17 protein-coding genes are annotated in these 21,844 nt (G+C 64.9%); 5 read left to right on the top strand and 12 right to left on the bottom strand.

Translation table 11 applies throughout. The features are described 5' to 3' along the window. Positions 1-8: 8 nt before the first annotated feature. The gene (locus LRC39_RS08595) at positions 9-683 is read right to left on the bottom strand and encodes a Crp/Fnr family transcriptional regulator (protein WP_107354885.1); all 675 of its coding nucleotides are present in this window, start codon (positions 681-683) and stop codon (positions 9-11) included. Positions 684-990: 307 nt separating this feature from the next. On the opposite strand from LRC39_RS08595, the gene LRC39_RS08590 reads away from it, so the two are divergent. Further along, the gene (locus LRC39_RS08590; RefSeq protein WP_346296951.1) at positions 991-1,773 is read left to right on the top strand and encodes an enoyl-CoA hydratase/isomerase family protein; all 783 of its coding nucleotides are present in this window, start codon (positions 991-993) and stop codon (positions 1,771-1,773) included. A 228-nt stretch (positions 1,774-2,001) separates the two neighbouring features. Here the strand turns inward: LRC39_RS08590 and LRC39_RS08585 are convergent, their stop codons facing one another. The 8 genes from LRC39_RS08585 to LRC39_RS08550 all read right to left on the bottom strand — a co-directional run bounded on the left by LRC39_RS08585 (position 2,002) and on the right by LRC39_RS08550 (position 11,704). Beyond that, positions 2,002-2,700 carry a nitroreductase gene (locus LRC39_RS08585; protein WP_346296950.1) on the bottom strand — a complete coding sequence of 233 codons (699 nt, stop codon included), beginning with the start codon at positions 2,698-2,700 and terminating at the stop codon, positions 2,002-2,004. Between the two features lie 147 nt (positions 2,701-2,847). After that, a complete protein-coding gene (locus LRC39_RS08580) occupies positions 2,848-4,092 on the bottom strand; it encodes an acyl-CoA dehydrogenase (protein WP_346296949.1) in 1,245 nt (414 codons plus the stop codon). A gap of 128 nt (positions 4,093-4,220) precedes the next feature. After that, the gene (locus LRC39_RS08575) at positions 4,221-5,468 is read right to left on the bottom strand and encodes an acyl-CoA dehydrogenase (protein ID WP_263991162.1); all 1,248 of its coding nucleotides are present in this window, start codon (positions 5,466-5,468) and stop codon (positions 4,221-4,223) included. Between the two features lie 115 nt (positions 5,469-5,583). Beyond that, positions 5,584-6,711 carry an acyl-CoA dehydrogenase family protein gene (locus LRC39_RS08570; protein WP_107343688.1) on the bottom strand — a complete coding sequence of 376 codons (1,128 nt, stop codon included), beginning with the start codon at positions 6,709-6,711 and terminating at the stop codon, positions 5,584-5,586. Between the two features lie 146 nt (positions 6,712-6,857). Next, positions 6,858-8,732: an AMP-binding protein gene (locus LRC39_RS08565; protein ID WP_346296948.1), complete on the bottom strand. Its 1,875-nt coding sequence runs from the start codon at positions 8,730-8,732 to the stop codon at positions 6,858-6,860. Positions 8,733-8,782: 50 nt separating this feature from the next. Next, on the bottom strand, positions 8,783-9,589 hold the full coding sequence (locus LRC39_RS08560; protein WP_107354879.1) for an enoyl-CoA hydratase/isomerase family protein: 807 nt from the start codon (positions 9,587-9,589) through the stop codon (positions 8,783-8,785). Positions 9,590-9,809: 220 nt separating this feature from the next. Next, on the bottom strand, positions 9,810-10,568 hold the full coding sequence (locus LRC39_RS08555) for an SDR family NAD(P)-dependent oxidoreductase (protein WP_013503496.1): 759 nt from the start codon (positions 10,566-10,568) through the stop codon (positions 9,810-9,812). A 458-nt stretch (positions 10,569-11,026) separates the two neighbouring features. Continuing rightward, on the bottom strand, positions 11,027-11,704 hold the full coding sequence (locus tag LRC39_RS08550) for a TetR family transcriptional regulator (RefSeq protein ID WP_107343685.1): 678 nt from the start codon (positions 11,702-11,704) through the stop codon (positions 11,027-11,029). A 131-nt stretch (positions 11,705-11,835) separates the two neighbouring features. On the opposite strand from LRC39_RS08550, the gene LRC39_RS08545 reads away from it, so the two are divergent. The 3 genes from LRC39_RS08545 (at position 11,836) to LRC39_RS08535 (ending at position 15,754) form a co-directional block, all read left to right on the top strand. Then, positions 11,836-13,011: an acetyl-CoA C-acetyltransferase gene (locus LRC39_RS08545; RefSeq protein ID WP_107343684.1), complete on the top strand. Its 1,176-nt coding sequence runs from the start codon at positions 11,836-11,838 to the stop codon at positions 13,009-13,011. Positions 13,012-13,235: 224 nt separating this feature from the next. Continuing rightward, the gene (locus tag LRC39_RS08540) at positions 13,236-14,792 is read left to right on the top strand and encodes an acyl-CoA synthetase (protein WP_346296947.1); all 1,557 of its coding nucleotides are present in this window, start codon (positions 13,236-13,238) and stop codon (positions 14,790-14,792) included. 104 nt (positions 14,793-14,896) lie between these two features. Beyond that, entirely contained in the window at positions 14,897-15,754 is an 858-nt protein-coding gene (locus tag LRC39_RS08535; RefSeq protein ID WP_346297485.1) for a hypothetical protein, read from the top strand. A 236-nt stretch (positions 15,755-15,990) separates the two neighbouring features. Here the strand turns inward: LRC39_RS08535 and LRC39_RS08530 are convergent, their stop codons facing one another. Both LRC39_RS08530 and LRC39_RS08525 read right to left on the bottom strand, forming a co-directional pair. Then, positions 15,991-17,559 (bottom strand): cytochrome C, encoded by a 1,569-nt coding sequence (locus LRC39_RS08530; protein ID WP_346296946.1) that lies wholly within the window; start codon positions 17,557-17,559, stop codon positions 15,991-15,993. A gap of 197 nt (positions 17,560-17,756) precedes the next feature. Continuing rightward, positions 17,757-17,912 (bottom strand): high-potential iron-sulfur protein, encoded by a 156-nt coding sequence (locus tag LRC39_RS08525; protein ID WP_234820213.1) that lies wholly within the window; start codon positions 17,910-17,912, stop codon positions 17,757-17,759. A gap of 489 nt (positions 17,913-18,401) precedes the next feature. On the opposite strand from LRC39_RS08525, the gene LRC39_RS08520 reads away from it, so the two are divergent. Continuing rightward, complete coding sequence (locus LRC39_RS08520) at positions 18,402-19,874, top strand: amidase (protein WP_346296945.1); 1,473 nt, start codon at positions 18,402-18,404, stop codon at positions 19,872-19,874. A gap of 121 nt (positions 19,875-19,995) precedes the next feature. Here the strand turns inward: LRC39_RS08520 and LRC39_RS08515 are convergent, their stop codons facing one another. After that, positions 19,996-21,783: an acyl-CoA dehydrogenase family protein gene (locus tag LRC39_RS08515; protein ID WP_346296944.1), complete on the bottom strand. Its 1,788-nt coding sequence runs from the start codon at positions 21,781-21,783 to the stop codon at positions 19,996-19,998. Positions 21,784-21,844: the final 61 nt, after the last annotated feature.

The following is a 21,844-nucleotide window of genomic DNA, read 5'->3' as shown; positions in this document are numbered from 1 at the left end:
TCGCAGCCTCAGGCGGGCCGGCCGACAGCGTCGGTCCGCTGCGGCGGCGTAACCGCGGCCAATCGCGCCTGCAGCGATTCAATGTTCTCGAACAGCCGGGCACTGGCCAGGCGCAAGAAATAGAACCCGAATTCCGGATTCTGCACGTACAGCTCCTCGACCTGACGATAGCTGACGCCGAGCACGGTCCCGGCCTCGACGCATTCCAGCGTCTGCGTCCGTGTGTGGGTCGGCGACAGCATGCCGAGCTCACCGACAATGGCGCCCACCGGCAGTTCGATCCCGGATTCGACCAGACGGAAGCGGCCGCTGACGATGTAGAACATCTCTTCGGCGCGCTCGTCCTTGTAGAACAGCTCCTCGCCGGCGGCGCATTTGCGCGCCGTCATAAACGGCTTCAGCCAATCCATCGACAGATCGCTGTTCACCGACTTCCTCACGTCGCGCACCAGCTGCAGCATCTGGTGCAGCCGCCAGGCGTTGAGCGGCAGCAGCACTGCATGCAGCGCCAGCGTCGGATAGTTGTGGGTTGGGATCGACACCGCGATCAGCAGCAGGTTGGTCAGGATGCCGAACACCCGCAGTGGAATCATCGTCCGCATTGTAGCGGTCGCGAGCACGAAGATCGTCGCGAACACGCTGCTCACCATGCCGGCATTCTGGGCGATGAGGGACATATCCATGTGGGACCCACCGTTGTCTTGCAATCGAAGGCGCCGAAGCCGGCGGAAGCGATCTGAGAGATGGCCGCGGGTGTTCGGACCGCAGTTCTCCCTACACGCTGGTGCGGACGGAATTATAAACCAGCGGGCATAGGTTACGCGAGCGGTGGCCGAGGCCCCTCCCGCTTCCCCGCGAGTTGACGGACGCCCGGCCGGCGGGCAGTTTGCCCGGCCCATTTCCCCCGTCCGCCGCGGCGCTGTCCGCGGTCCTTGCAGGGCCCGGCGCCGTTTCGGCAGCCGCCCCGCTTCCGATCAGGAGACCTTATCGATGTCCGATAGCCACACTGCCAGCGCACCGGTGCTGACCATCGACGGCCCGCGCGCCACCATCCGGCTGAACCGGCCCCAGCATCTCAACCGGCTGCAGCCGGACGACCTCGCCACGCTGCTCGATCAGTTCGCGCGGCTCGACGCCGATCCGGCGGTGCGGGTGCTGGTGCTCACCGGCACCGGCCGGGCATTTTCGGCCGGATTCGATCTCGGCGAAGTCGCCGAACGCGCCACTGCGGAGGTCGAGGCCGAATCCCCCGGCTCGGCGTTCGAGGTGGTGGTCAACCGGCTCGAGGATCTGCGGGTGCCGACGATCTGCCGGCTCAACGGTGGCGTCTATGGCGGCTCGACCGATCTGGCGCTCGCCTGTGATTTTCGCATCGGGGTCGATACCGCTGAGATGTTCATGCCTGCCGCCAGGCTGGGACTGCATTACTATCCAGGCGGTATCAAGCGCTACGTCTCCCGTCTCGGCATCGACAACGCCAAGCGGCTGTTCCTGACCGCGCAGCGGATCGACGCCGCCGAGATGCTGCGGATCGGCTATCTCACCGCGATGGTGCCGATGGACCGGCTCGACCGCGAGGTTGATGCGCTGGCGACGACGCTGGCGGGCAACGCCCCGAACGCGGTCGCCGGCATGAAGCGCGCCATCAACGAATTCGCCCGCGCCGCCTTCGACGAACAAGCCGCCGACACCCGCGCCCGCGCCTCGATGCGTAGCGACGAAATCAAAGAAGGCATCGCGGCGTTCACAGAGAAACGCGCGCCGAGGTTTTGAGCGGACGGACAAGCTGCAGCTCCAACTGGCAATGCGCCGCCCCAACACAGAACCTCTCGGTTGTCATTCCGGGGCACGAGCGTGAGCTCGCGAGCCCGGAATCCATATGCCCTGCGCTGTCGATGAGGCCAAGCGCTGGCAACGCTCGCGCAAATAGCAACGTCGGTGGTTATGGATTCCGGGCTCGCGCTACACGCGCCCCGGAATGACGGGTGGAAACTCCGTGCCCTAGGCGTCCACGAACGTCGCGACCTCACCCAACGCAGCGCGGTTGGTGCGATAGCTGTTCGCCTTGTGGTCGGGATCCGCATAGCCGAACGAGATGCCGCAGACGACGCGGCGGTCGTCGCCGAGGCCGAAGTGGTTGCGGACCACACCGGCGTGGAACGCCAGCGCGGCCTGCGGCACCGTGGCGACGCCGAGCGCCTGGGCGGCGAGCATGAACGAGGTGACGTAGCCGCCGCAATCGACCGCGCCATAGACGCCGAGCGCCTCGTCGGTGGTGATGATCGCCACATGCGGCGCGCCGAAGAAGTTGAAATTCTGCAGCGCCTGCTGGGCGGCCGCGGCCTTGTCGCCACGGGCGATGCCGACGGCATTGTAGAGCTGAAAGCCACTCTCGCGGCGGCGGTCGAGATAGACGCCGCGATACTCGCGCGGAAACTCGAAATCGCCCGACATCGGCGCGCCGCTGGCGGCAGCCGGATAGATCACCTCGCGAAACTTCGCCGTCGCCTCGCCCGAGGTGATCACCACCTGCCACGGCTGGCTGTTGCACCACGACGCGGTCTTCTGCGCCGCCCCCAGGATCCGCTCGATGGTTTCGCGCGGCACCGGATCGGCTTTGAACGCCCGGCACGAGTAGCGCGCCGCCATCAGCTGTTCAAGGACGTCGATCGGAGCGGTGGTCGCAGCGGCGTCGGTCATGATGGCCTCATCTCCAGGAACATTCGTCATTCCGGGGCGCGCGTAGCGCGAGCCCGGAATCCATACTCACGACAGGGGTTATGGATTCCGGGCCTGCGCGCAAGGGCGCGCATCCCGGAATGACAGAACCGTGAGGTGGGTGCGCCCTCACCTTCCCTTGGTCGGGATCTTGTTGAACGGCACGTCCTTGTCGACCCGGATATCGCCGGGCAGGCCGAGGACGCGTTCGGCGATGATGTTGCGCAGGATCTCGTCGGTGCCGCCGGCAATGCGCATCGACGGCGAGCCGAGCAGCATCGCCTGGAAGCTGCCGCCGGCTTCGGCCTCGGCCGGATCGGTGAACACGCCCGCGGCGCCTTCGAGATCCATCGCGAACGCGGCGATTTCCTGCAGCATCGGGCCGGCGACCAGCTTGCCGATCGAGTTCTCAGGACCCGGGCGCTGGCCCTTGGACAGCGCCGAGATCGAGCGATACGAGGTGTACTTCAAGCCGCTGGCCTTCACCGCCCAGTTCGCCAGCTTGCTGCGCACCGCCGGATCGTCGATCGCCGGGCCGTTCTCCGTCACCAGATCGTTGCAGAACGCGAAGATCTCCGGGAAGCCGGTGGCGAGCCGCGCGCCGATCGACATGCGCTCGTTCATCAGCGTGGTCAGCGACACGTTCCAGCCGTCGCCGACCGCGCCGAGACGCTGGCTGTCCGGAATCCGCACGTTGGTGAAGAACACCTCGTTGAATTCCTGCATGCCGTTGGCCTGCTTGATCGGCTTCACCTCGACGCCGAGGCTCTTCATGTCCAGGAAGAACATGGTGAGGCCCTTGTGCTTGGGCACATTCGGGTCGGTGCGGGTGATGAGCAGGCCGTAATCCGAGTAGTGCGCGCCGGAGGTCCAGATCTTCTGGCCGTTGATGATCCAGTCGTCGCCATCCTTTTCCGCGCGGGTGCGCAGACCCGCGACGTCGGAGCCGCCGGCCGGCTCGGAGAACAGCTGGCACCAGATCTCTTCGCCGGACGCGAGCTTCGGCAAGTAACGGCGCTTATGCTCCTCGACACCGTAAGCCATCACGGTCGGGCCGCACATGCCCTCGCCGATCTGGAACGGCTGCGTCAGCTTGCCGTAAACGCCCTCTTCCTGCTGCCAGATCACCTTCTCGATCGGCGTGGCGCCGCGGCCGCCATATTCGCTCGGCCAGGTCAGGCAGGCCCAGCCGCCCTCGGCCTTCTTCTTCTGCCACGCCTTGCCGACTTCGACGATGTCGGCGTTCTTCAGGCTGATGCGGCCGAGGCCCGACTTGGTCAGTTCCTCTTCGTACTGCTTCGGCGCGTTGGCATCGATCCACGCGCGAGCCTTGGCGCGGAACTCGGCTTCCTGCGGGGTATCGTCGAAATTCATGGTCGATCTTTCGCTTCAGTTCAGGATGGATTCGTCATTGCGAGCGAAGCGAAGCAATCCAGGGCCACAATAGAAGACTGGATTGCTTCGTCGCTCAGCTCCTCGCAATGACGAAGATGATGTGAGCACTACGCCCGCCCCTTGGTCGGGATCTGGTTGAACGGCACGTCCTTATCGACGCGGATGTCGCCGGGCAGGCCGAGCACGCGCTCGGCGATGATGTTGCGCAGGATCTCGTCGGTGCCGCCTTCGACGCGGGTCGCCGGCGAACGCAGCAGCATCGCCTGGAAACGGCCGGCGACTTCGGCATCCTCCGGCCCGCTCAGCACGCCGGCGGCGCCCTGCAGATCGAGCGCGTACATCGCGACTTCCTGGATCATCGAGCCGGCGACCAGCTTGCCGATCGAGTTCTCCGGACCGGGACGCTGCCCCTTCGACAGCGCCGAGATCGAGCGGAACGAGGTGTAGCGCAGGCCGCTGGCCTTCACCGCCCAGTTCGCCAGCTTGCTGCGCACCGCGCGATCATCGAGCGCCGGCGCGCCGTCGAGCGTCAGCGACGAGCAATAGTCGAACAGCTCCGGGAAGCCGGTCGCGACGTTGGCGCCGATCGACATGCGCTCGTTCATCAGCGTCGTCAGCGACACATTCCAGCCGTCGCCGACCGCGCCGAGGCGCTGGCTGTCCGGAATCCGCACGTTGGTGAAGTACACCTCGTTGAAGTCGGAATTGCCGTTGGCCTGCTTGATCGGCCGCACCTCGACGCCGGGGCTCTTCATGTCGAGGAAGAACATCGTCAGCCCCTTGTGCTTGGGCACGGTCGGGTCTGTGCGGGTGATCAGGATGCCGTAGTCCGAGTAGTGCGCGCCCGAGGTCCAGATCTTCTGGCCGTTGATCACCCAGTCGTCGCCATCCTTCTCGGCGCGCGTGCGCAGACCCGCGACGTCGGAGCCGCCGGCCGGCTCGGAGAACAGCTGGCACCACACCTTCTCGCCGGAGCCGAGCGGCGGCAGGTAGTGCCGCTTCTGTTCTTCCGACGCGTAGGCCATCATGGTCGGTCCGCACATGCCCTGACCGATGATGAACATCGCCGTCAGCTTGCCGAACACGCCTTCTTCCTGCTGCCAGATCACGCGCTCGATCGGCGAGGCGCCGCGGCCGCCATATTCCTTCGGCCAATGCGGAACGGCCCAGCCGGCATCCGCCTTCTTCTTCTGCCAGGCCTTGGCGACCTCGAGAATATTGGCGCCCTTCAGCACCACCCGGCCGAGCGACGCCTTGCGCAGCTCGTCCTCGTATTGCTTCGGCGCGTTGGCGTCGATCCAGGCGCGCGCCTTGGCACGGAATTCGGCTTCCTGCGGGGTATCGTCGAAGTTCATAACTTCATCCTCGAAATCGTCTTCGTAGGATGGGTTGAGCGCAGCGAAACCCATCATTCGACGCGAAAGAGAAGATGGGTTTCGCTGACGCTCAACCCATCCTACGGAGCCGTTGTTACGCCGCGTTCTTCTGGCGCATCCGGTCGATCAGCTGATCTTCCCAATACGACTGGCTGCCGAGGCTGAGCGCCAGCGCGTTGGAGCGGCGATAGTACAGGTGGCAGTCGAACTCCCAGGTGAAGCCCATGCCGCCGTGCACCTGGATGTTCTGCTTGGCGCAGTGCTGGAACGCCTGCGTGGCACTGATCCGCGCCGCAGCAGCGGCCTCAGGCAGCTCGGCCGCGTCGGTCGAGAGCGCCCAGGCGCCGTAGTAGGAATTCGAACGCGCCAGCGTCGCCGAGACATACATGTCGGCCAGGATGTGCTTGATCGCCTGGAACGAGCCGATCGGCCGGCCAAACGCGATGCGGTCGAGCGCGTAGTCGCGGCCCATTTCCAGCGCGCGGTCGGCGCCGCCGACCTGTTCGAACGCGATCAGCACCGCGGCGCGGTCCATCACGCGCGACAGAATGCTCCAGCCTTCATTGGCCGCACCGAGCGGCTCGGCTTTGGCGCCGGCGAAGGTCAGCTCGGCCTGCTGGCGCGACGGATCGACGTTCTGCAGCGGCTTGGCGGTGACGCCACCAGCCTTGAGATCGACCAGGAACAGCGACACATCGGTCTCGCGGCCGCTGTTGCCGGTGCGCGCCGCGACGATGGCGAAATCGGCGATCGCGCCGTCGGCGACCGGCTTCTTGGTGCCGGTCAGCGTGCCGTTCGACACCGCCAGCTTGACGGCGGCCGGCGACGGATTGCCGGTGCCTTCGAACAGCGCCAGCGTGCCGATCGCCTCACCCGACGAGATCTTCGGCAGCCACTTCTGCTTCTGCTCTTCCGAACCCGCCAGCAGCAGCGCTTCGGCGGCGAGATACACGGTCGACGAGAACGGCACCGGGGCGAGCGCGCGGCCGAGTTCCTCGGCGATCACGCAGAGCTCGAGATGGCCCGCACCGGTCCCGCCGTATTCCTCGGGAATCGCGACGCCAAGGAAGCCCATCTCGGCGAGGCCCTTCCACAGGTCACGGTCGTAGTCGGCCTTGCCTTCGAGCACGGCACGCACCGCCTTCGGCGAGCACTTCTCGGCAAGAAACCGCCGCGCCTGATCGCGCAATTGCTTCTGGTCGTCGGAGAAATCGAAATTCATGGCGAGGTCTCGTTGTTGTTAGTTGTTAGTCTTGAATGTCTTCACCGTCATTCCGGGGCTCGCCGGCAGGCGAGAACCCGGAATCTCGAGATTCCGGGTTCGCGCTGCGCGCGCCCCGGAATGACGGAGGGTTAAGTTCGCACCGCTCACTGCAGCACCATCACATCCGAATCCGGATGCTCGGCATACAGACGCTCGACCAGGGCGGCGCGGCGTTCGAGGCCGGCGCGCTGGTTGATGTAGCCCTTGTCGGTGAGTTCGTTGCCGTCAATCGATGGCGGCTCGACCATCAGCATCGCGCGGGCGATCCGCATCGAGCTGGCGCCTTCGACTTCGCGGTTGTGCTTCTGCAGCCCGGCGCGCAGCGCCGCGAGCACGTCGGGATGCTTCACGACGTCCTCGAAGCTCGCATTCGGATCGCCGATCATCACCCGGCAGGCGTTGAGGTTCGGCCAGGCCAGCAGGCCGATATAGGCGCGGTCCTGTCCCGCCACCAAGGCGTCCTGGATCACCGGGCTGGCCGCGGCGATCGCATCCGTGCGCACGGTGCTGACATGCACGAAGGTGCCGGTCATCAGCTTGAAGTCTTCGGCGACGCGACCGGCGAAGATGATGCCCTTCACCGGATCGTTCGGATCGACGAACACGCCGGCGTCGCCGATCTTGTAGAAGCCCTCTTCGTCGAACGCCTTCTCGGTGAGATCCGGCTGGCCGTAGTAACCGGGCATCACGTTGACGCCGCGTAGCCGCAATTCGTACTTGTCGCCGATCGGCAGCATCTTGAGTTCGACGCCCGGGAACGGCAGGCCGATCAGGCCGACGCGCTCGGTGTCCCAATAGGTGCCGGTCGAAGTCGGCGAGGTCTCGGTCGAGCCCCAGCCGGTGTAGAACACCAGCCGATGCCCGGTCGCGCGCACCGCCAGCGCCTGCATCCGCTCGTACAGATCGTCCGGCAGCCGGGCGCCGCCATAGGCCATCAGCTGCATGTCCTTGAAGAACGACCGGCACAGCGCGTCGTCCTTCTCCATCGCGCTCGCCAACGCCGCGTAGCCGGCCGGCACGTTGGCGTAGTAGGTCGGCGAGATTTCGCGCAGGTTGCGCAGCGTCTCTTCGATCTGCCCAGGCACCGGGCGACCGTCGTCGATGTACAGCGTGCCGCCTTCGATCAACAGAGGATTGAACGCCGCGTTGCCGCCCATGGTGTGATTCCACGGCATCCAGTCGAGCTGCACCGGCGGCGGGCCGTTCGGATCGCGCGGCCGCACCTGCATCATCATCGCAGCATTGGCGCACATCATCCGCTGGGTGTTGATCACCGCCTTCGGCATCCCGGTCGAGCCGGAGGTGAACAGGAACTTGGCGACGGTGTCGGGCGAGATCTGCGCGATCGACTGCGCCACCTGGTCGGTCACCGGGGTCGCCACCATGTCGTCGAACGCGATGCTGGCGATGCCGTCGGCCGGATTGGCGACGTGGATCACCTGGACGTCCTTCAGATCGAGCGCGTGCAGCGCCTTGGTGAAGGGAGTGCCTTCCTGCACCATCACCGCAGCCGGTTTCACCAGATCGAACAGGTACTTCAGCTTGAGATGATCGTGGCTCATCAGCGAATAGGCCGGCGAAACCGGCGCGGTCGGAATCCGCGCCTGCATCGCGGCCATCATGATCAGCGCGTGCTCGATCGAATTACCCGACAGCACCGTCAGCGGCCGGCCTTCCGGCAGCTTGAGGTCGAGCAGCGCCTGGGTAAGACCATCGACGATGCGCTTGGCCTCGGCGTAGCTGACCTTGCGCCACTGCCGATCCGGCCCCTTACGCTGCGCCAGCCAGATATGATCCGGCCGCTGCTTGGCCCACTTCGCCAGCGCCATCGGCAGGTTGGGATCGTGATCCATCAGCGGGAAGCGCGACTTCATCACGATGACGCCGTCCTCGCGGCGATCGACGTCGATCTCGCGCGGCAGCCAGTTCACCTTGCGAAACGGCGGCTTGGTCATCACTGCGGCTGCGCTGGCAGTCATCTGGTGTTCTCCCGTTTTCTCGGCCTCTTGCCGGGCCAACGTTGAATTGGTCAGCGGTTGCCGTAGACCGGCTTGCGCTTCTCGAGGAACGCGGCGACGCCTTCCTTGAAATCCTCCGAGCGCGAACACAGCACCTGGTTGCGATCCTCCATCGCGATCACCTGCTCGATCGAGCCGGCGTCCACCGCCATGTTGAGACACTCCTTCGACAGCCGCAAACCGACCGGCGAAGCCGCCATCATCGCATCCACGAACGGCTGCGCCGCGGCTTCGAGCTGATCATCTTCCACCAGTTCGGAAACGAGCCCGGTCATCAGTGCGCGCTCGGCGCCGATGAAGCGGCCGGTGAGGATCAGTTCGGACGCCACCGAGACGCCAACGAGGCGCGGCAAAAAGTAGCTGGTGCCGATGTCGCAGCCGCCAAGACCGAGCTTGATGAAGGCACAGTTCATCCGCGCGCTGCGTCCGGCGATGCGGACGTCGGAAGCCAGCGCCAGCGCAAAGCCGCCGCCGGCCGCGGCACCGCGGATCAGCGAGATGATCGGCTGCGGGCAGCGGCGCATCAGCATCACGATGTCGGCGATCCGGCGCTGCGAATCCAGAGACTCGGTGACGCCGGGCGTGGCGTTCTCACCGGCGCGGCGCGCCATCGCATGTTTGAGGTCGAGGCCGGCGCAGAAATTGGCGCCCGCGCCTTTCAGCACGACGACGCGCGTCGTCCGATCGCGCTGCAGACGGCCAAAATACGCGTTGAGCGCGTCGATCAGGCTGGGATCGAGAGCATTGAGGCTATCCGGCCGATTGAGCGTGACCCAATCGACCCCGTCACGATGATCGACCAGCAAGGCCTCGGTCACGCCATCACTCCCGTCAGTTCTTGTTCTTATACGCCGCTGCTGCGACGTTTAGTCGGATCGCCGTTCGGGCGATAGTCGCTCCCCTCCCAAATACAGGGAAAGAAACAATCCCGCGCTTCGAATTCCGCCGCGCGAGAGATCGTCACTATGTGACGAACTACACGCGGCGGAGATCGAAGGCTCACCCTCTCCCGAAACGGAAAGGGTGAGAAGTGCGCGTTTAGCGCGGCGCCATGCGGATGGCGCCGTCGAGACGGATGGTCTCGCCGTTCAGCATCGGGTTCTCGACGATCTGCACCGCGAGCGACGCATATTCCGACGGATCGCCGAGGCGGGCCGGATGCGGCACCTGGGCGCCGAGGCTCTTGCGGGCGTCTTCCGACAGACCCATCAGCAGCGGCGTGAGGAACAGGCCCGGCGCGATGGTCATGACGCGGATGTTCATCGACGCGAGGTCGCGCGCCACCGGCAGGGTCATGCCGACGATGCCGCCCTTCGACGCGGAGTAAGCAGCCTGCCCGATCTGACCGTCGAACGCCGCCACCGAGGCGGTGTTGATGCAGACGCCGCGCTCTTCGCCGATGGTCGGCGCGCTCTGCATGCGCTCGGCGACAAGCCGGATGCAGTTGAAGCTGCCGATCAGGTTGACGTTGATGATGCGCGAGAAGTGGTCGAGCGGATAGGCGCCGTTCTTGCTGACGGTCTTCACCGCGCCGCCGATGCCGGCACAGTTCACCAGCACGCGGACGATGCCGTGCGCGGCTTCAGCCTTGGCGATCGCCTCCTTGACCGGCGCTTCCTGCGAGACGTCGCCGACGCAGGCAACGCCACCGATCTCGGCGGCGACCTTCTCGGCGTTGTCCTTATTCATGTCGAGCACGGCGACCTTGGCGCCCTTGGCGGCCATCGCCCGCGCGGTCGCGGCGCCGAGCCCCGAACCACCGCCGGTGATGAGAACGGAGACGTCTTTCAACTGCATTGGATATCCCTTTCCTTGGGCGCTTTCTTGAAGCTTGATCTCGGACGACACCGCTCGCCGCCTTTTAAGAGCGGTCGGGCCGACGCGTCCCGCGTGGTTATTGCGCTGTTGGTCCGGGCCTTCAACAGCCCCTTGGGCGTTTCCCCGATCGTTGAGGCCGGCAAAAGGTCGCGACTTGGTCCGCTACCGATCCGGCTCGAGGTCTCTCCTTGGGTGGCGTTTCGTTGAGCTCGCGTTCCGACAGATTGCTTGGGCGTTTCCTGGCGTTTTCTTCTTATAGAGACACGAACAATTTCCCGGGGCTGCCTGAAGCTCCATTCCGCCTACCTTCTTGCGGGCAGGTTCCGTGAACTGGTCCTTGGGCGTTATTGGTTTTTGTTCGGATTTTCCTTGGCTTGTCCCGGTCTTGATTGAAAGGTCTCTGTAGTTGGGTGGGGTCGTTTCTTCTTTTTGTTAGCTCAGGATCCGGCGGCGGAAGGCTGACGCGCTCTGTTCGACAGCAACCCACCGAGGACGATCTTTTCGATATGCGCCACATAGGCGCGGCAGACTTCTTCGGTCACCGGACCGACGCCGGCCGCACGCATCATGGTCTGCCGACCGAAAAACAGATGGTCGCAGGCGCCGATCAGCGTGGTGTAGAACAGCACCGGATCGACTTCGCGGAAGTCGCCGGTGGCGACACCCTCCGCCAGCAGCCGGCGATGAAAATCGAGCAGCGGCCCGACGAAGAACTTGGTGACCTCGTCGGCGGCTTCGCGATTCGAACCGTGCAGCAAGTAGTGGATCAGCCGGTTCAGATACGGAAACTGGTGATACGCCTTGATGATGCCGGCGATGTGCAGCTTCATCTTGGTGGTCGGCGACAGCGGCTGCGTCAGCAGGAAATCGAGATGAGTCATTTCGTTCGACGCATCGCGCTCGAGCAGCGCCAAAAGCAGACCGTCCTTGTTACCGAAGTGGTACTTCACCAGCGCGGCGTTGACGCCGGACTTCTGCGCGATATCGGCCAGCGAGATCTCGACCGAGTTACGCTCGATCATCAGTTCGCCGGCGGCAACCAACAGCTTCTCGGCGGTGGAGTTTTTCGCCGCCGGTACTTTAGTAGCCGCAGAATGGTTGAGATGCGCTGCCATTGCTGTCGGGCTTACAGCATCGTTTGACATGGCTCAAGCGTTAATTGATCGATTGACTAAATCCTTCCCCACCACTTAAATCGCGGCGGTCCGAGACCCGTACCCAACAACCATTTTCAGGGAGAGAACACATGGCCGAGGCCTATATCGTCGCCGCCGCTCGCACTGCCGGCGGCCGCAAGGGAGGCCGTCTGGCCGGCTGGCATCCGGTCGATCTCGCCGCCTCCGTCATCAATGCGCTGGTCGACCGTTCGGGCGCCGCGCCGGATCAGATTGAAGACGTGATCATGGGCTGCGTCGGCCAGGGCGGCGAACAGGCCGTCAATATCGGCCGCAACGCGGTGCTGGCCTCGAAGCTGCCGGAAAGCGTGCCGGGCACGTCGGTCGACCGGCAGTGCGGCTCGTCGCAGCAGGCGCTGCATTTCGCCGCACAGGCGGTGATGGCCGGCACCATGGATATCGTGATCGCCGCCGGCGTCGAATCGATGACCCGCGTGCCGATGGGCTCGCCGAGCATCCTCGCCGCCAAGGCCGGGCTCGGTAACTACAAGAGCCCGAAGATGGAAGAGCGCTACCCGAACATCCAGTTCAGCCAGTTCGTCGGCGCCGAAATGGTGGCGAACAAGTACAACCTGTCGAAAGACGAGCTCGACGAGTTCGCGTTCAACAGCCACCAGCGCGCGATCGCCGCGACTCAGGCCGGCAAGTTCAAGGACGAGATCATCCCGCTAGAGATCACCCGCGCCGACGGCTCGACCGATATCCACCACATCGACGAAGGCATCCGCTTCGACGCCACGCTCGACGGCATCAAGGGCGTCAAGCTGATCAACGAGAACGGCGGCAAGCTGACCGCGGCGACCGCCAGCCAGATCTGCGACGGTGCTTCCGGCGTGGTGGTGGTCAACGAGAAGGGCCTGAAGCAGCTCGGCGTGCAGCCGCTGGCGCGCGTCCACCACATGACGATGCGTGGCGGCGATCCGGTGATCATGCTGGAAGCCCCGCTGCCCGCCACCGAATACGCGCTGAAGAAGGCCGGGATGAAGATCGACGACATCGATCTGTTCGAGGTCAACGAAGCGTTCGCCTCAATCCCGACCGCGTGGCTGAAGGCGACCGGCGCCGATCCGGCGCGGCTCAACGTCAACGGCGGCGCGATCGCGCTCGGCCATCCGCTCGGCGGCTCCGGCACCAAGCTGATGACCACGCTGATCCATGCGCTGAAGCAGAACAACAAGCGCTACGGCCTGCAGACGATGTGCGAAGGCGGCGGCATGGCCAACGTCACCATCGTCGAGCGGCTGTAAGGCCCGACTCCGACGCAGGGACGGAGTCCCCGTCGCACTTCGTCCCTGATCCGCAGCGCCTGACAATCGTCAGTCGCCGAAACGAGAGACTTTCGCCGTCATTGCGAGCGAAGCGAAGCAATCCAGGCCCTTGCACCGGACTCTGGATTGCTTCGTCGCTTCGCTCCTCGCAATGACGAAGTAGAGCGGAGCCAATCCGCCGCATCACCAAAGAGGAAACTGCCATGACCCATCCGTCCATTCACGCCAAGACCAATCCCGACAAAGTCGCCTACCGGATGGCTTCGACCGGCCAGGCCATCACCTATCGGCAGCTCGATGAGCGCTCCAATCAGGGCGCGCATCTGTTCCGGTCGCTGGGGCTGAAGGCCGGCGATCACATCGCACTGCTGATGGAAAACCGGCTGGCGTTCATGGAGATCTGCTGGGCGGCACAGCGCGCGGGCCTGTATTACACCGCGATCAGCCGTTACCTGACCAAGGACGAGATCGGCTACATCGTGCAGGACTGCGGCGCCAAGGTGGTGATCACCTCGGCCCAGGGCAGCGAGACGATGAAGTCGCTGCTGTCGGACGCGCCGGGCGCACCGCTGTACTACATGGTCGATCCGCCGATCACCGGCTTCCGCTCGTGGGAGCAGGAAACCGCGGCACAGCCGACCACGCCGATCGCCGACGAAGTCGCCGGTTACGACATGCTTTATTCCTCCGGCACCACCGGCCGGCCGAAGGGCATCAAGCGCGAATTCGAAGGCAACGCCATCGACGTGCCGAGCCCGTTCCTGCGCCTATTGTGCGAGAAGATGTGCGGCATGAACGCCGAGAGCATCTATCTGTCGCCGGCGCCGCTGTATCACGCCGCTCCCCTGCGCTTCAACATGATGGCGACCACACTCGGCGGCACCTCGATCATCATGGAGCATTTCGACGCCGAGCAGTTCCTGGCGCTGGTCGAGAAGTACAAGGTCACGCAGTCGCAGCTGGTGCCGACGATGTTCGTGCGCATGCTGAAGCTGCCCGACGAGGTCCGCAGCCGCTATGACGTGTCGACGCTGAAGGGCGCGATCCACGCCGCGGCGCCCTGCCCGGTCGACGTCAAAGCCAAAATGATCGAATGGTGGGGACCGATCCTGATCGAGTACTACGCCGGCTCCGAAGGCAACGGCGTCACGGTCTCGACCTCGCAGCAGTGGCTGGCGCATCGCGGCACGGTCGGTAAGGCGGTGGTCGGCACCATCAAGATCCTGGACGATGAAGGCGACGAGCAGCCGATCGGCGAGATCGGCACCGTGTACTTCGCCGACGCGCCGTCGTTCAGCTATCATAACGATCCGGACAAGACCAAGAAGGCCTACAACGAGAAAGGCTGGTCGACGCTCGGCGACGTCGGTTATCTCGACGACGAGGGCTTCCTGTATCTCACCGACCGCAAGAGCTACATGATCATCTCGGGCGGCGTGAACATCTACCCGCAGGAGACCGAGGACGTGCTGCTGACCCATCCGGACGTCGCCGACGTCGCGGTGTTCGGCGTGCCGAACGCAGAGATGGGCGAAGAGGTCAAGGCGGTGGTGCAGCTCCGCGACGGCGCCGCTCCGAGCAGCGAGCGGGCGGCCGAGCTGATCGCTTTCTGCCGCGAGCGGCTGTCGCCGATCAAGTGCCCGCGCTCGGTCGACTTCGAGGCCGAGTTGCCGCGCACCCCGACCGGCAAGCTGGTCAAGCGCCACCTCAAGGACCGCTACTGGCCGTCGCAGCCGAAGGCCGCCGCCGCGACGGCCTGAGCCGCTCCGACCTTCCCACACCTCCGCCGCCTGCCGGCGGGGGTGTGACCTCTGATCCACCACGGGCCGCCAAGAACGACTCCGCTCCGTCGTCCTGCCGCGCTATGCTGGCGGCGATGCGGCCCGGTTCTGATCCCACCTCGTCATCCACCTCGCACCGGGCCGGCGCCGCCGTCTCGGTGCTGGCGCATGTGGTGCTGGTCGGTACGGTCCTGCTGCTCGCCGAGGTTCGCCCGTTCGCCGAAGTGCCGGAGCAGCGGATCGAGGTCGAGGTGGTGACCGCCGACGAAGCCCCGCCGCCGGTCCCGGAGAAAGACCCCGAGCCGAAGCCGGTCGAGCAGCCGACGCCGAATTTCGAGGTGTCGCAACCGCAGACCGAGGAGCCCAAGCCGCAGCAGCAGGCCCCCGCGAAACATCAGCCGGCCGAGACCAAGCCTCCGGCTTCCGCCCCTCAGCCTCCGCAGCAGAGCACCCAAGCGCAGCCGCCGCCGCAACCCCAGCCCGCGCCGCAGCCTCAGCCGGCCCCACAGGCAGCGGCGGCTGCGCCCTATCCGCCGGCGATTCCGCAGGAGCCAGATATCACCGTGAAATACTCCGTGGCGCTCGGGCTGCCGGCCGAAGGCGGCTTCGACGCGCCGGCCGAGACCGTCGCCAATATCAGCGCCGATGCGGTGGCAGCCCTGCGCAAGCGGCTGAAAGCCTGTGCGGCGCTGCCGGCGGGCCTGTCGCCGTCCGACAACGTCAAGATCGTGATCCGGGTGGGCCTGACGCCGGACGGTCGGCTCGCGCAGGAGCCGTTCCTGATCGAGGCCAGCGCCTCGGCCAAAGGCCCAGCGCTGATGAAGGGCGCCATCGCCGCCCTCGAAGCGTGCCAGCCCTACACCATGCTGCCAGCCGACAAGTACCGCGAATGGCGCATCCTCGACATCGGCTTCACGCCGCAGGATTTCCGGGGCGGTTAGCGGTTAGGCCGCTTCGACTTTATATCCTTCAGATGAAGCTCTGGCAGCGGTTCGGGGCACACCGCCGCACTTGCTACGCGTCGCACCAAGATGACGGCCACCAAAAACAAAGGAAGCCCCGGAACCGCCGGAGCTTCAGTCAAGGGAGACTCTACCCGACGTGCCATCCAGCCCAGATGCCGCGCCAACCCGATGCAAGTCACCTGTAGCCGGTCAGTGTCCCGACCAGCGCACCCTCAGAACAAAATCGTCGAGTAGACGATGAAGGTGTTCTTGTCGTGCGACGTGACGGTGTCGCCGCTGTATTTAGTGTAGTAAAAATACTGCAGGCCGATGCGGGTGTTGAACCAGGGCCAGTACGGCGCACGGCTCGAGCCGAACGGCAGGTAGGCAAGCTCCGCCATGAAGCCTGTGGTGTCCGGCACGCTGTCCTGATTTCCCTGGTAAAGATTGGCGTCGGGCGATCCCCAGGTCCGGAAGTATTGGCCGGTCGCAACCACCCGATTGTCGTTACCGATCGCGACGGTCGAGCTGGCCCGCAAAGTGTTCAGCGAGTTGGTCAGGTTCGCCGGAACGATCCCGCCGATATAGCCGGCATCATAGCGCTGCTCCTCGCGGATATACGCGCCCTTCAAGATCACCCAGTAATTGTCGCCGCGATACTGATACTGCGTGTCGAAACCGAAATCGGTGTACTTGTTGGTTGCTCCATATGGCACGTCGGCGAGATTGCCCGTGGTGTCGAGCGGCACAGGGACGCCGCTGACCGACCAGGGCGCGATCTCGAACCGGCTAGCGAAGCCGCCGACCATCAGATTGTGGTCGCCGAACCGCTGTTCCCAGGCAACTCGGCCATAAGGGGCGACGCCGGCGATCTGGCCGAGGCTGGCGAGCGGATCGGCACCGAGCCGGGTCTGCGCCACGACGCCGAGGGTCTTGTAGCCGGTGGCCTCGAGATAGAGCTGATCATTGATGAACAGATAGCCGCCGAGGCCGGCGACGCGTTGCGAATACGCGCCGTCGATCACCGTCGAAGTCGCCGGCCCGGTGAAGCCGAGCTGAGTTGTGAAGTACGGATGCGTCCAGGCCGGCGCGGTGTTCCATACGTCCTGCACGGTCGGATTGTTGTGCGCAGTGATACCGAACAGCACATCGACGCCGCCGACCTGGCCTGACTGCGCATAGCGGACATCGACATTGTCCCAACCCCACTTGCCCGACGCATCCGCGATCGCCGGGAAACTGTAAGTCAGCTGCGCGAACACGCCGACATTGTCGCTCATGGCACCGCCGCCGAACAGGCTCGCCTGCGCCAGACCGGTATTGTCGTTGGCGTTCCAGTGATTGACGCCGGGCATCCAATTCGGATCTGGCGCTTGTGTGTGGGTGTAGCCGCCGAGCAGCATCACGGCCAGCGGCGGAAACCAGCCGGGCTCCTCCTCCGGCTTCTGCACCGCCGCGAACGCATCGGTGATCGCCTGCTCGGGCGTTGCGGCCGGCTTGGCCAGCTTCGCGTCAGACGTTGTCTGCTGGGCATAAGAGCGAAGCTGGGCGACAGCATCCTGAGATGCTGTCCCGGGCACAAGGACCGACTTGAGTTCATCCGCCGTCGGAAACACCTTGCCGGAAGGCGGGATCGGAAACAGCGTCTTGCGGAATGGCCCGCCACCGAGCGTGTAGCCGCCGATTTTGAAGCGACGGCCGAATGGCGTGAGACCGAGAACATCGGTGTGGCAGTTACCACAGGGTTGACCGGTCTGACGGGCGAAGATCGGCAGCGCTTGCGCCGTCGGTGGGGTGACCACCAACGTTACGCCAGTGATGACCGCGCCGCCGGTAAAGGCAACTACACCGTCAAGGAATCGTGTCGCTCGATCGCTGGATCTTCTCAAAGCCCGTCCCCAAACAATCAAATTCTGTTCAAATCCGGACGCAGCCAACGCGGCTGCGTCCGCTCGATGTGTAACGCCTTTCGCCAAGCGTACTCGGCACAACAAACAGATCAGCCTTTCGTGACGAACAGCGAGCACCAGCCGTTCGCACTCACAGGGCCGTCAACGACCTTGCAGCTACTGGAAGCCGCAATGTAGTTTTGACACTTTCCGCAAGACTGCCCGCTGTGCGGCGAAGCTTGATACTGCGCCGCAGATTTGGCCATCTTGTCCGAAGCGAGTGCTTCGCTGGCAGCGAGCCCCACAATGGCGACCGCCCCGGCCGCCCCCGCCGCAACTCGAAGTATGTTGCGGCGCGACAATTCCACTAGACACACGTCACGCGTTGTTTTTGTCACGGTTTCCTCCCGATCAATGTTCAGCTTTTGGGATGCAAGGTTGTTATTGGACGAGCGACGCCAGCTCGATAGGAATAATTAGCAACAACAAATTTCGCGCCGCCGTCGACACGGCTTAGATTACTAAAAGAATCCATAACCGCATACTTGGTAATTAGATCACTTGTTAGTATCCGAATCCGTTGACGCCGATCAAACTAATTTTTCATCACGGGAAATTGTGCCCACAACCACACTTGCTGTCAGCTGCACGTCAGCATTCTTGTCTGCCTCGAAATTTATCGCCATTGAAAACCATTGGCGTATAATGGGGCGCTACGTCAGCAAACTAATTGTCAGCCAACGGAGTTGCACGCCTTGCCCGCCTCGCCCTGGAGCTTTGCCACCGTCACCGATCTTTCCGCCGCCCTGAGGGCCAAGCAGGTTTCTGCCGTCGAACTGGCGCAGGATGCGATCGGCCGGATCGAGCGGTACGACGACAAGGTCAACGCGGTGTGCGTCCGCGACTTCGACCGCGCCCTGCAGAGCGCACGGGCGGCCGATCTGGCGTTCTCGCGCGGCGGACGCGAGCCGCTGCTCGGCATTCCGATGACCGTCAAGGAGAGTTTCAACGTCGCCGGCCTGCCGACCACCTGGGGCTTCGTCCAGCACAAGAACTTCGTCGCCGCCGCCGATGCGCTGGCGGTCGAGCGGGTCAAGGCCGCGGGCGGCGTGGTCCTCGGCAAAACCAATGTGCCGGTCGCACTGGGGGACTGGCAAAGCTACAACGAGATCTACGGCACCACCGGCAATCCGTATGATCTGGGCCGCACGCCGGGCGGATCGTCCGGCGGCTCCTCCGCCGCGCTGGCGGCCGGCTTCGGCGCGCTATCGCTCGGCTCGGATATCGGCGGCTCGCTGCGGGTGCCGGCGCATTACTGCGGCGTCTACGCCCATAAGCCGACCTTCGGCCTATGCCCGGCGCGCGGCCACACCCCGCCGCCGTTTCCGCCGCTGCCCTCCAATCGCGATCTGTCGGTGATCGGCCCGATGGCGCGCTCGGCCGCCGATCTCGCGCTGCTGCTCGACGTCATAGCCGGCACCGATCCGATCTTCGACGGCATCGCATATCAGCTCGATCTACCTGCGGCACGGCACACCGCGCTGCAGGACTTCCGCGTGCTGCTGCTGGATACCCATCCGTTGCTGCCGACCGGCTCCGCGGTGCACGGCGCATTGCAAACGCTGGCGGACGGCCTGACCAAGGCCGGCGTCAGCGTCACCCGCTCCTCGCCGCTGCTGCCTGATCTTGCCGAGACCTCGCGGGTCTATATGCGGATGCTGCTGTCGTTCCTCGCCGCCGGCTTCCCGCCCGACCTCTACGCCGGCGCGCAGGCGATGGCAGCCGGGCTCAGCGCCAGCGACGACAGCCTTGCCGCCGAGCGGCTGCGCGGCATCGTGCTCAGCCACCGCGACTGGGTCGCCGCCGACAGCCGCCGCACCGGCCTGCGCGCGCAGTGGCGCGAGCTATTCAAATCGTTCGATGCGGTGATCTGCCCGGTGATGCCGACCCCGGCCTATCCGCACGATCACCACGAGCCACAGGAAGAGCGCCGCATCGAGATCGACGGCAAGCAGCATCCTTACGTCGACCAACTGGTGTGGCCCGGCATCGCCACCCTGCCCGGCCTGCCGTCAACCGCCCTGCCGATCGCGATGTCGGACGACGGCCTGCCGATCGGCGTGCAGATCGTCGGCCCCTGGCTGGAAGATCGCACGCCGCTGAAGCTCGCCGAACTGATCGAGCGCGAATTCGGCGGCTTCAGACCGCCGAAGGCATTCGTGGATTAATTAGCGACGAACGCCCCCCGTCATTGCGAACGAAGCGAAGCAATCCAGCTCCGAACGCTGGGCTGGATTGCTTCGTCGCTTCGCTCCTCGCAATGACGGGAGAGATTGTGTCGCTCGCATACTACGCCGTCAGCAGCGGCGCGATCTCGTCTATGCCCGCGGCCTGCTCACCCAACAGATGGTCGGCAATCGCGAGCTCGAGCTTGCCGTCCTGATGCGCGAACGGATCAGGCTGGTACAGGCGATGCTCAACCACGAGGCGCGACAGCAGCACGCGCCGGGCATCGCCGCGCATCGCTTCGGTCTTCGCGCCCTCCCAGGCGAGCGCCACCGCGCTGGCAACGTGATACAGCGTGCTGGTCGCGCGGCGAGCATCGGCTTCGTTGTCGGAGTTCTGAGCGACCTCACGCGCAAAGCCGATCGATTTGTCGATCAGCCCGCGCAGCCGGTCGCGCCAGGCCTGCGGCACGCGCGCCGCATCGTCGAGCCGCGCATGCAGATCGGCCCCCAGCGCCGACTCCGCGCCATGCCTGCCGATCGCGCGCTTCAGCGCATCGATCGCCACGATGTTGCCGGTGCCTTCCCAGATCGAGCCGAGATGCGCGTCGCGGAGCAGCCGCGCGGTGGCGAACTCCTCGACGTAGCCGATGCCACCGCGCATCTCGAGCGCATCACCGCAGACCTTGCGCGCGTCGCGGGTCGCGCGGAATTTCAGCGTGGGCGTGAGGATACGCAGCAGCGCAGCCGCGTCCTGGCTGCCGCCTTCGGCGCGGTCGAGCGCATCGGCGGTGAGGAAGCTGACCGACATCCCCTGCTCGGTCGGAACCAGGATCTTCAGGAGCTGCCGGCGCGCCAGCGGCAGATCGACGATGCGGCTGCCGAACACGACGCGGTTCTTCGCCACCGTGATCGCATCGTGCCAGGCGCGCCGCATCAGCGCGGTGGACTTCACGCCGTTGGAGAGCCGCGATGAGTTCACCATCTCGGCCATCTGCACGAAGCCGCGATCAAGCTTGCCGACCGCATAGGCGATCGCACCTTCCAGCTTGATCTCGCCCGACGCCATCGAGCGGGTACCGAGTTTGTCCTTCAGCCGCACGATCCGGTAGTGATTGGGCGAGCCATCGTCGAGGAACCGCGGCATCAGGAACAGGCCGACGCCGCGCGTACCGGGACCGGCGCCTTCGGGACGCGCCAGCAGCATCACCACCTTGGCGTCGGCGTTGGAGCAGAACCACTTCTCGCCATACAGCCGCCAATGATCGCCTTCGGGAACGGCAGTCGACGTCAGCGTGCCGACGTCGGAGCCGCCTTCCTTCTCGGTCATGAACTGGCCGCCTTGCGTCAGCTTGCTCATGTCGGTCTGGGTCAGGCCGTCGAGATACTTGGCCTTCAACGTCTCGTCGCCGAACTTCGACAGCAGCTTGGCGCAGCCGTCGGTGACGTTGATCGGGCAGCCCATGCCGAATTCGGTTTCGTTGAATAAGAGCGTAAAGGCGTGCTTGGCGGTGACCGGATAGACGTCCGGCCAGCCCATGATGCCCTTGCGGTGCGACAGCGCGTGAATGCCGAACTCGCCGAACGCGGCAGCCTCCAGTTCGCGATAGGCCGGGTGATACTCGACATATTGCGCGTCGCGGCCAAAGCGGTCGCGCTGATGCAGGATCGGCGTGTGGCGATCGGCGAGCCGCGCGCACTCGTCGAGCCGGCCGCCGGCCAACGCGCCGAGCCGGTCGAGATGCGGCTCGATGTGATCGACCAGGGATTTCGGCAGATGAATCCGCAAAAGATCGGCGAGCGACGGATCGGCGCGATAGAAGTTCAGCCCCGTGGTGTCGGGCGCGATCAGGTTCGCGGCGTTGCCGGGCTTCGCCGCAGGCGCGGCGTCTCGTTTGTTTCCTGCCAACATCTGCAACTCTTGTTTTGGTTTTCGGAGCCTTGTCCGATGCTATAAGCCCGATCGGCTGGCG

This window comes from Rhodopseudomonas sp. P1 (assembly GCF_039642825.1).
GTDB lineage: Bacteria > Pseudomonadota > Alphaproteobacteria > Rhizobiales > Xanthobacteraceae > Rhodopseudomonas > Rhodopseudomonas palustris_H.
Note: the sequence above shows the minus strand (reverse complement) of the source record. Positions and strands in the feature narration are given on the sequence as shown.

Coding starts and splice junctions, on each gene's coding strand:
- LRC39_RS08580 (WP_346296949.1), bottom strand. CDS start 4,092: ATGAATTTCGACGATACCCCGCAGGAAGCCGAGTTCCGCGCCAAGGCT.
- LRC39_RS08570 (WP_107343688.1), bottom strand. CDS start 6,711: ATGAATTTCGATTTCTCCGACGACCAGAAGCAATTGCGCGATCAGGCG.
- LRC39_RS08515 (WP_346296944.1), bottom strand. CDS start 21,783: ATGTTGGCAGGAAACAAACGAGACGCCGCGCCTGCGGCGAAGCCCGGC.
- LRC39_RS08595 (WP_107354885.1), bottom strand. CDS start 683: ATGGATATGTCCCTCATCGCCCAGAATGCCGGCATGGTGAGCAGCGTG.
- LRC39_RS08590 (WP_346296951.1), top strand. CDS start 991: ATGTCCGATAGCCACACTGCCAGCGCACCGGTGCTGACCATCGACGGC.
- LRC39_RS08585 (WP_346296950.1), bottom strand. CDS start 2,700: ATGACCGACGCCGCTGCGACCACCGCTCCGATCGACGTCCTTGAACAG.
- LRC39_RS08540 (WP_346296947.1), top strand. CDS start 13,236: ATGACCCATCCGTCCATTCACGCCAAGACCAATCCCGACAAAGTCGCC.
- LRC39_RS08535 (WP_346297485.1), top strand. CDS start 14,897: ATGCTGGCGGCGATGCGGCCCGGTTCTGATCCCACCTCGTCATCCACC.
- LRC39_RS08550 (WP_107343685.1), bottom strand. CDS start 11,704: ATGGCAGCGCATCTCAACCATTCTGCGGCTACTAAAGTACCGGCGGCG.
- LRC39_RS08565 (WP_346296948.1), bottom strand. CDS start 8,732: ATGACTGCCAGCGCAGCCGCAGTGATGACCAAGCCGCCGTTTCGCAAG.
- LRC39_RS08555 (WP_013503496.1), bottom strand. CDS start 10,568: ATGCAGTTGAAAGACGTCTCCGTTCTCATCACCGGCGGTGGTTCGGGG.
- LRC39_RS08575 (WP_263991162.1), bottom strand. CDS start 5,468: ATGAACTTCGACGATACCCCGCAGGAAGCCGAATTCCGTGCCAAGGCG.
- LRC39_RS08545 (WP_107343684.1), top strand. CDS start 11,836: ATGGCCGAGGCCTATATCGTCGCCGCCGCTCGCACTGCCGGCGGCCGC.
- LRC39_RS08525 (WP_234820213.1), bottom strand. CDS start 17,912: ATGGCCAAATCTGCGGCGCAGTATCAAGCTTCGCCGCACAGCGGGCAG.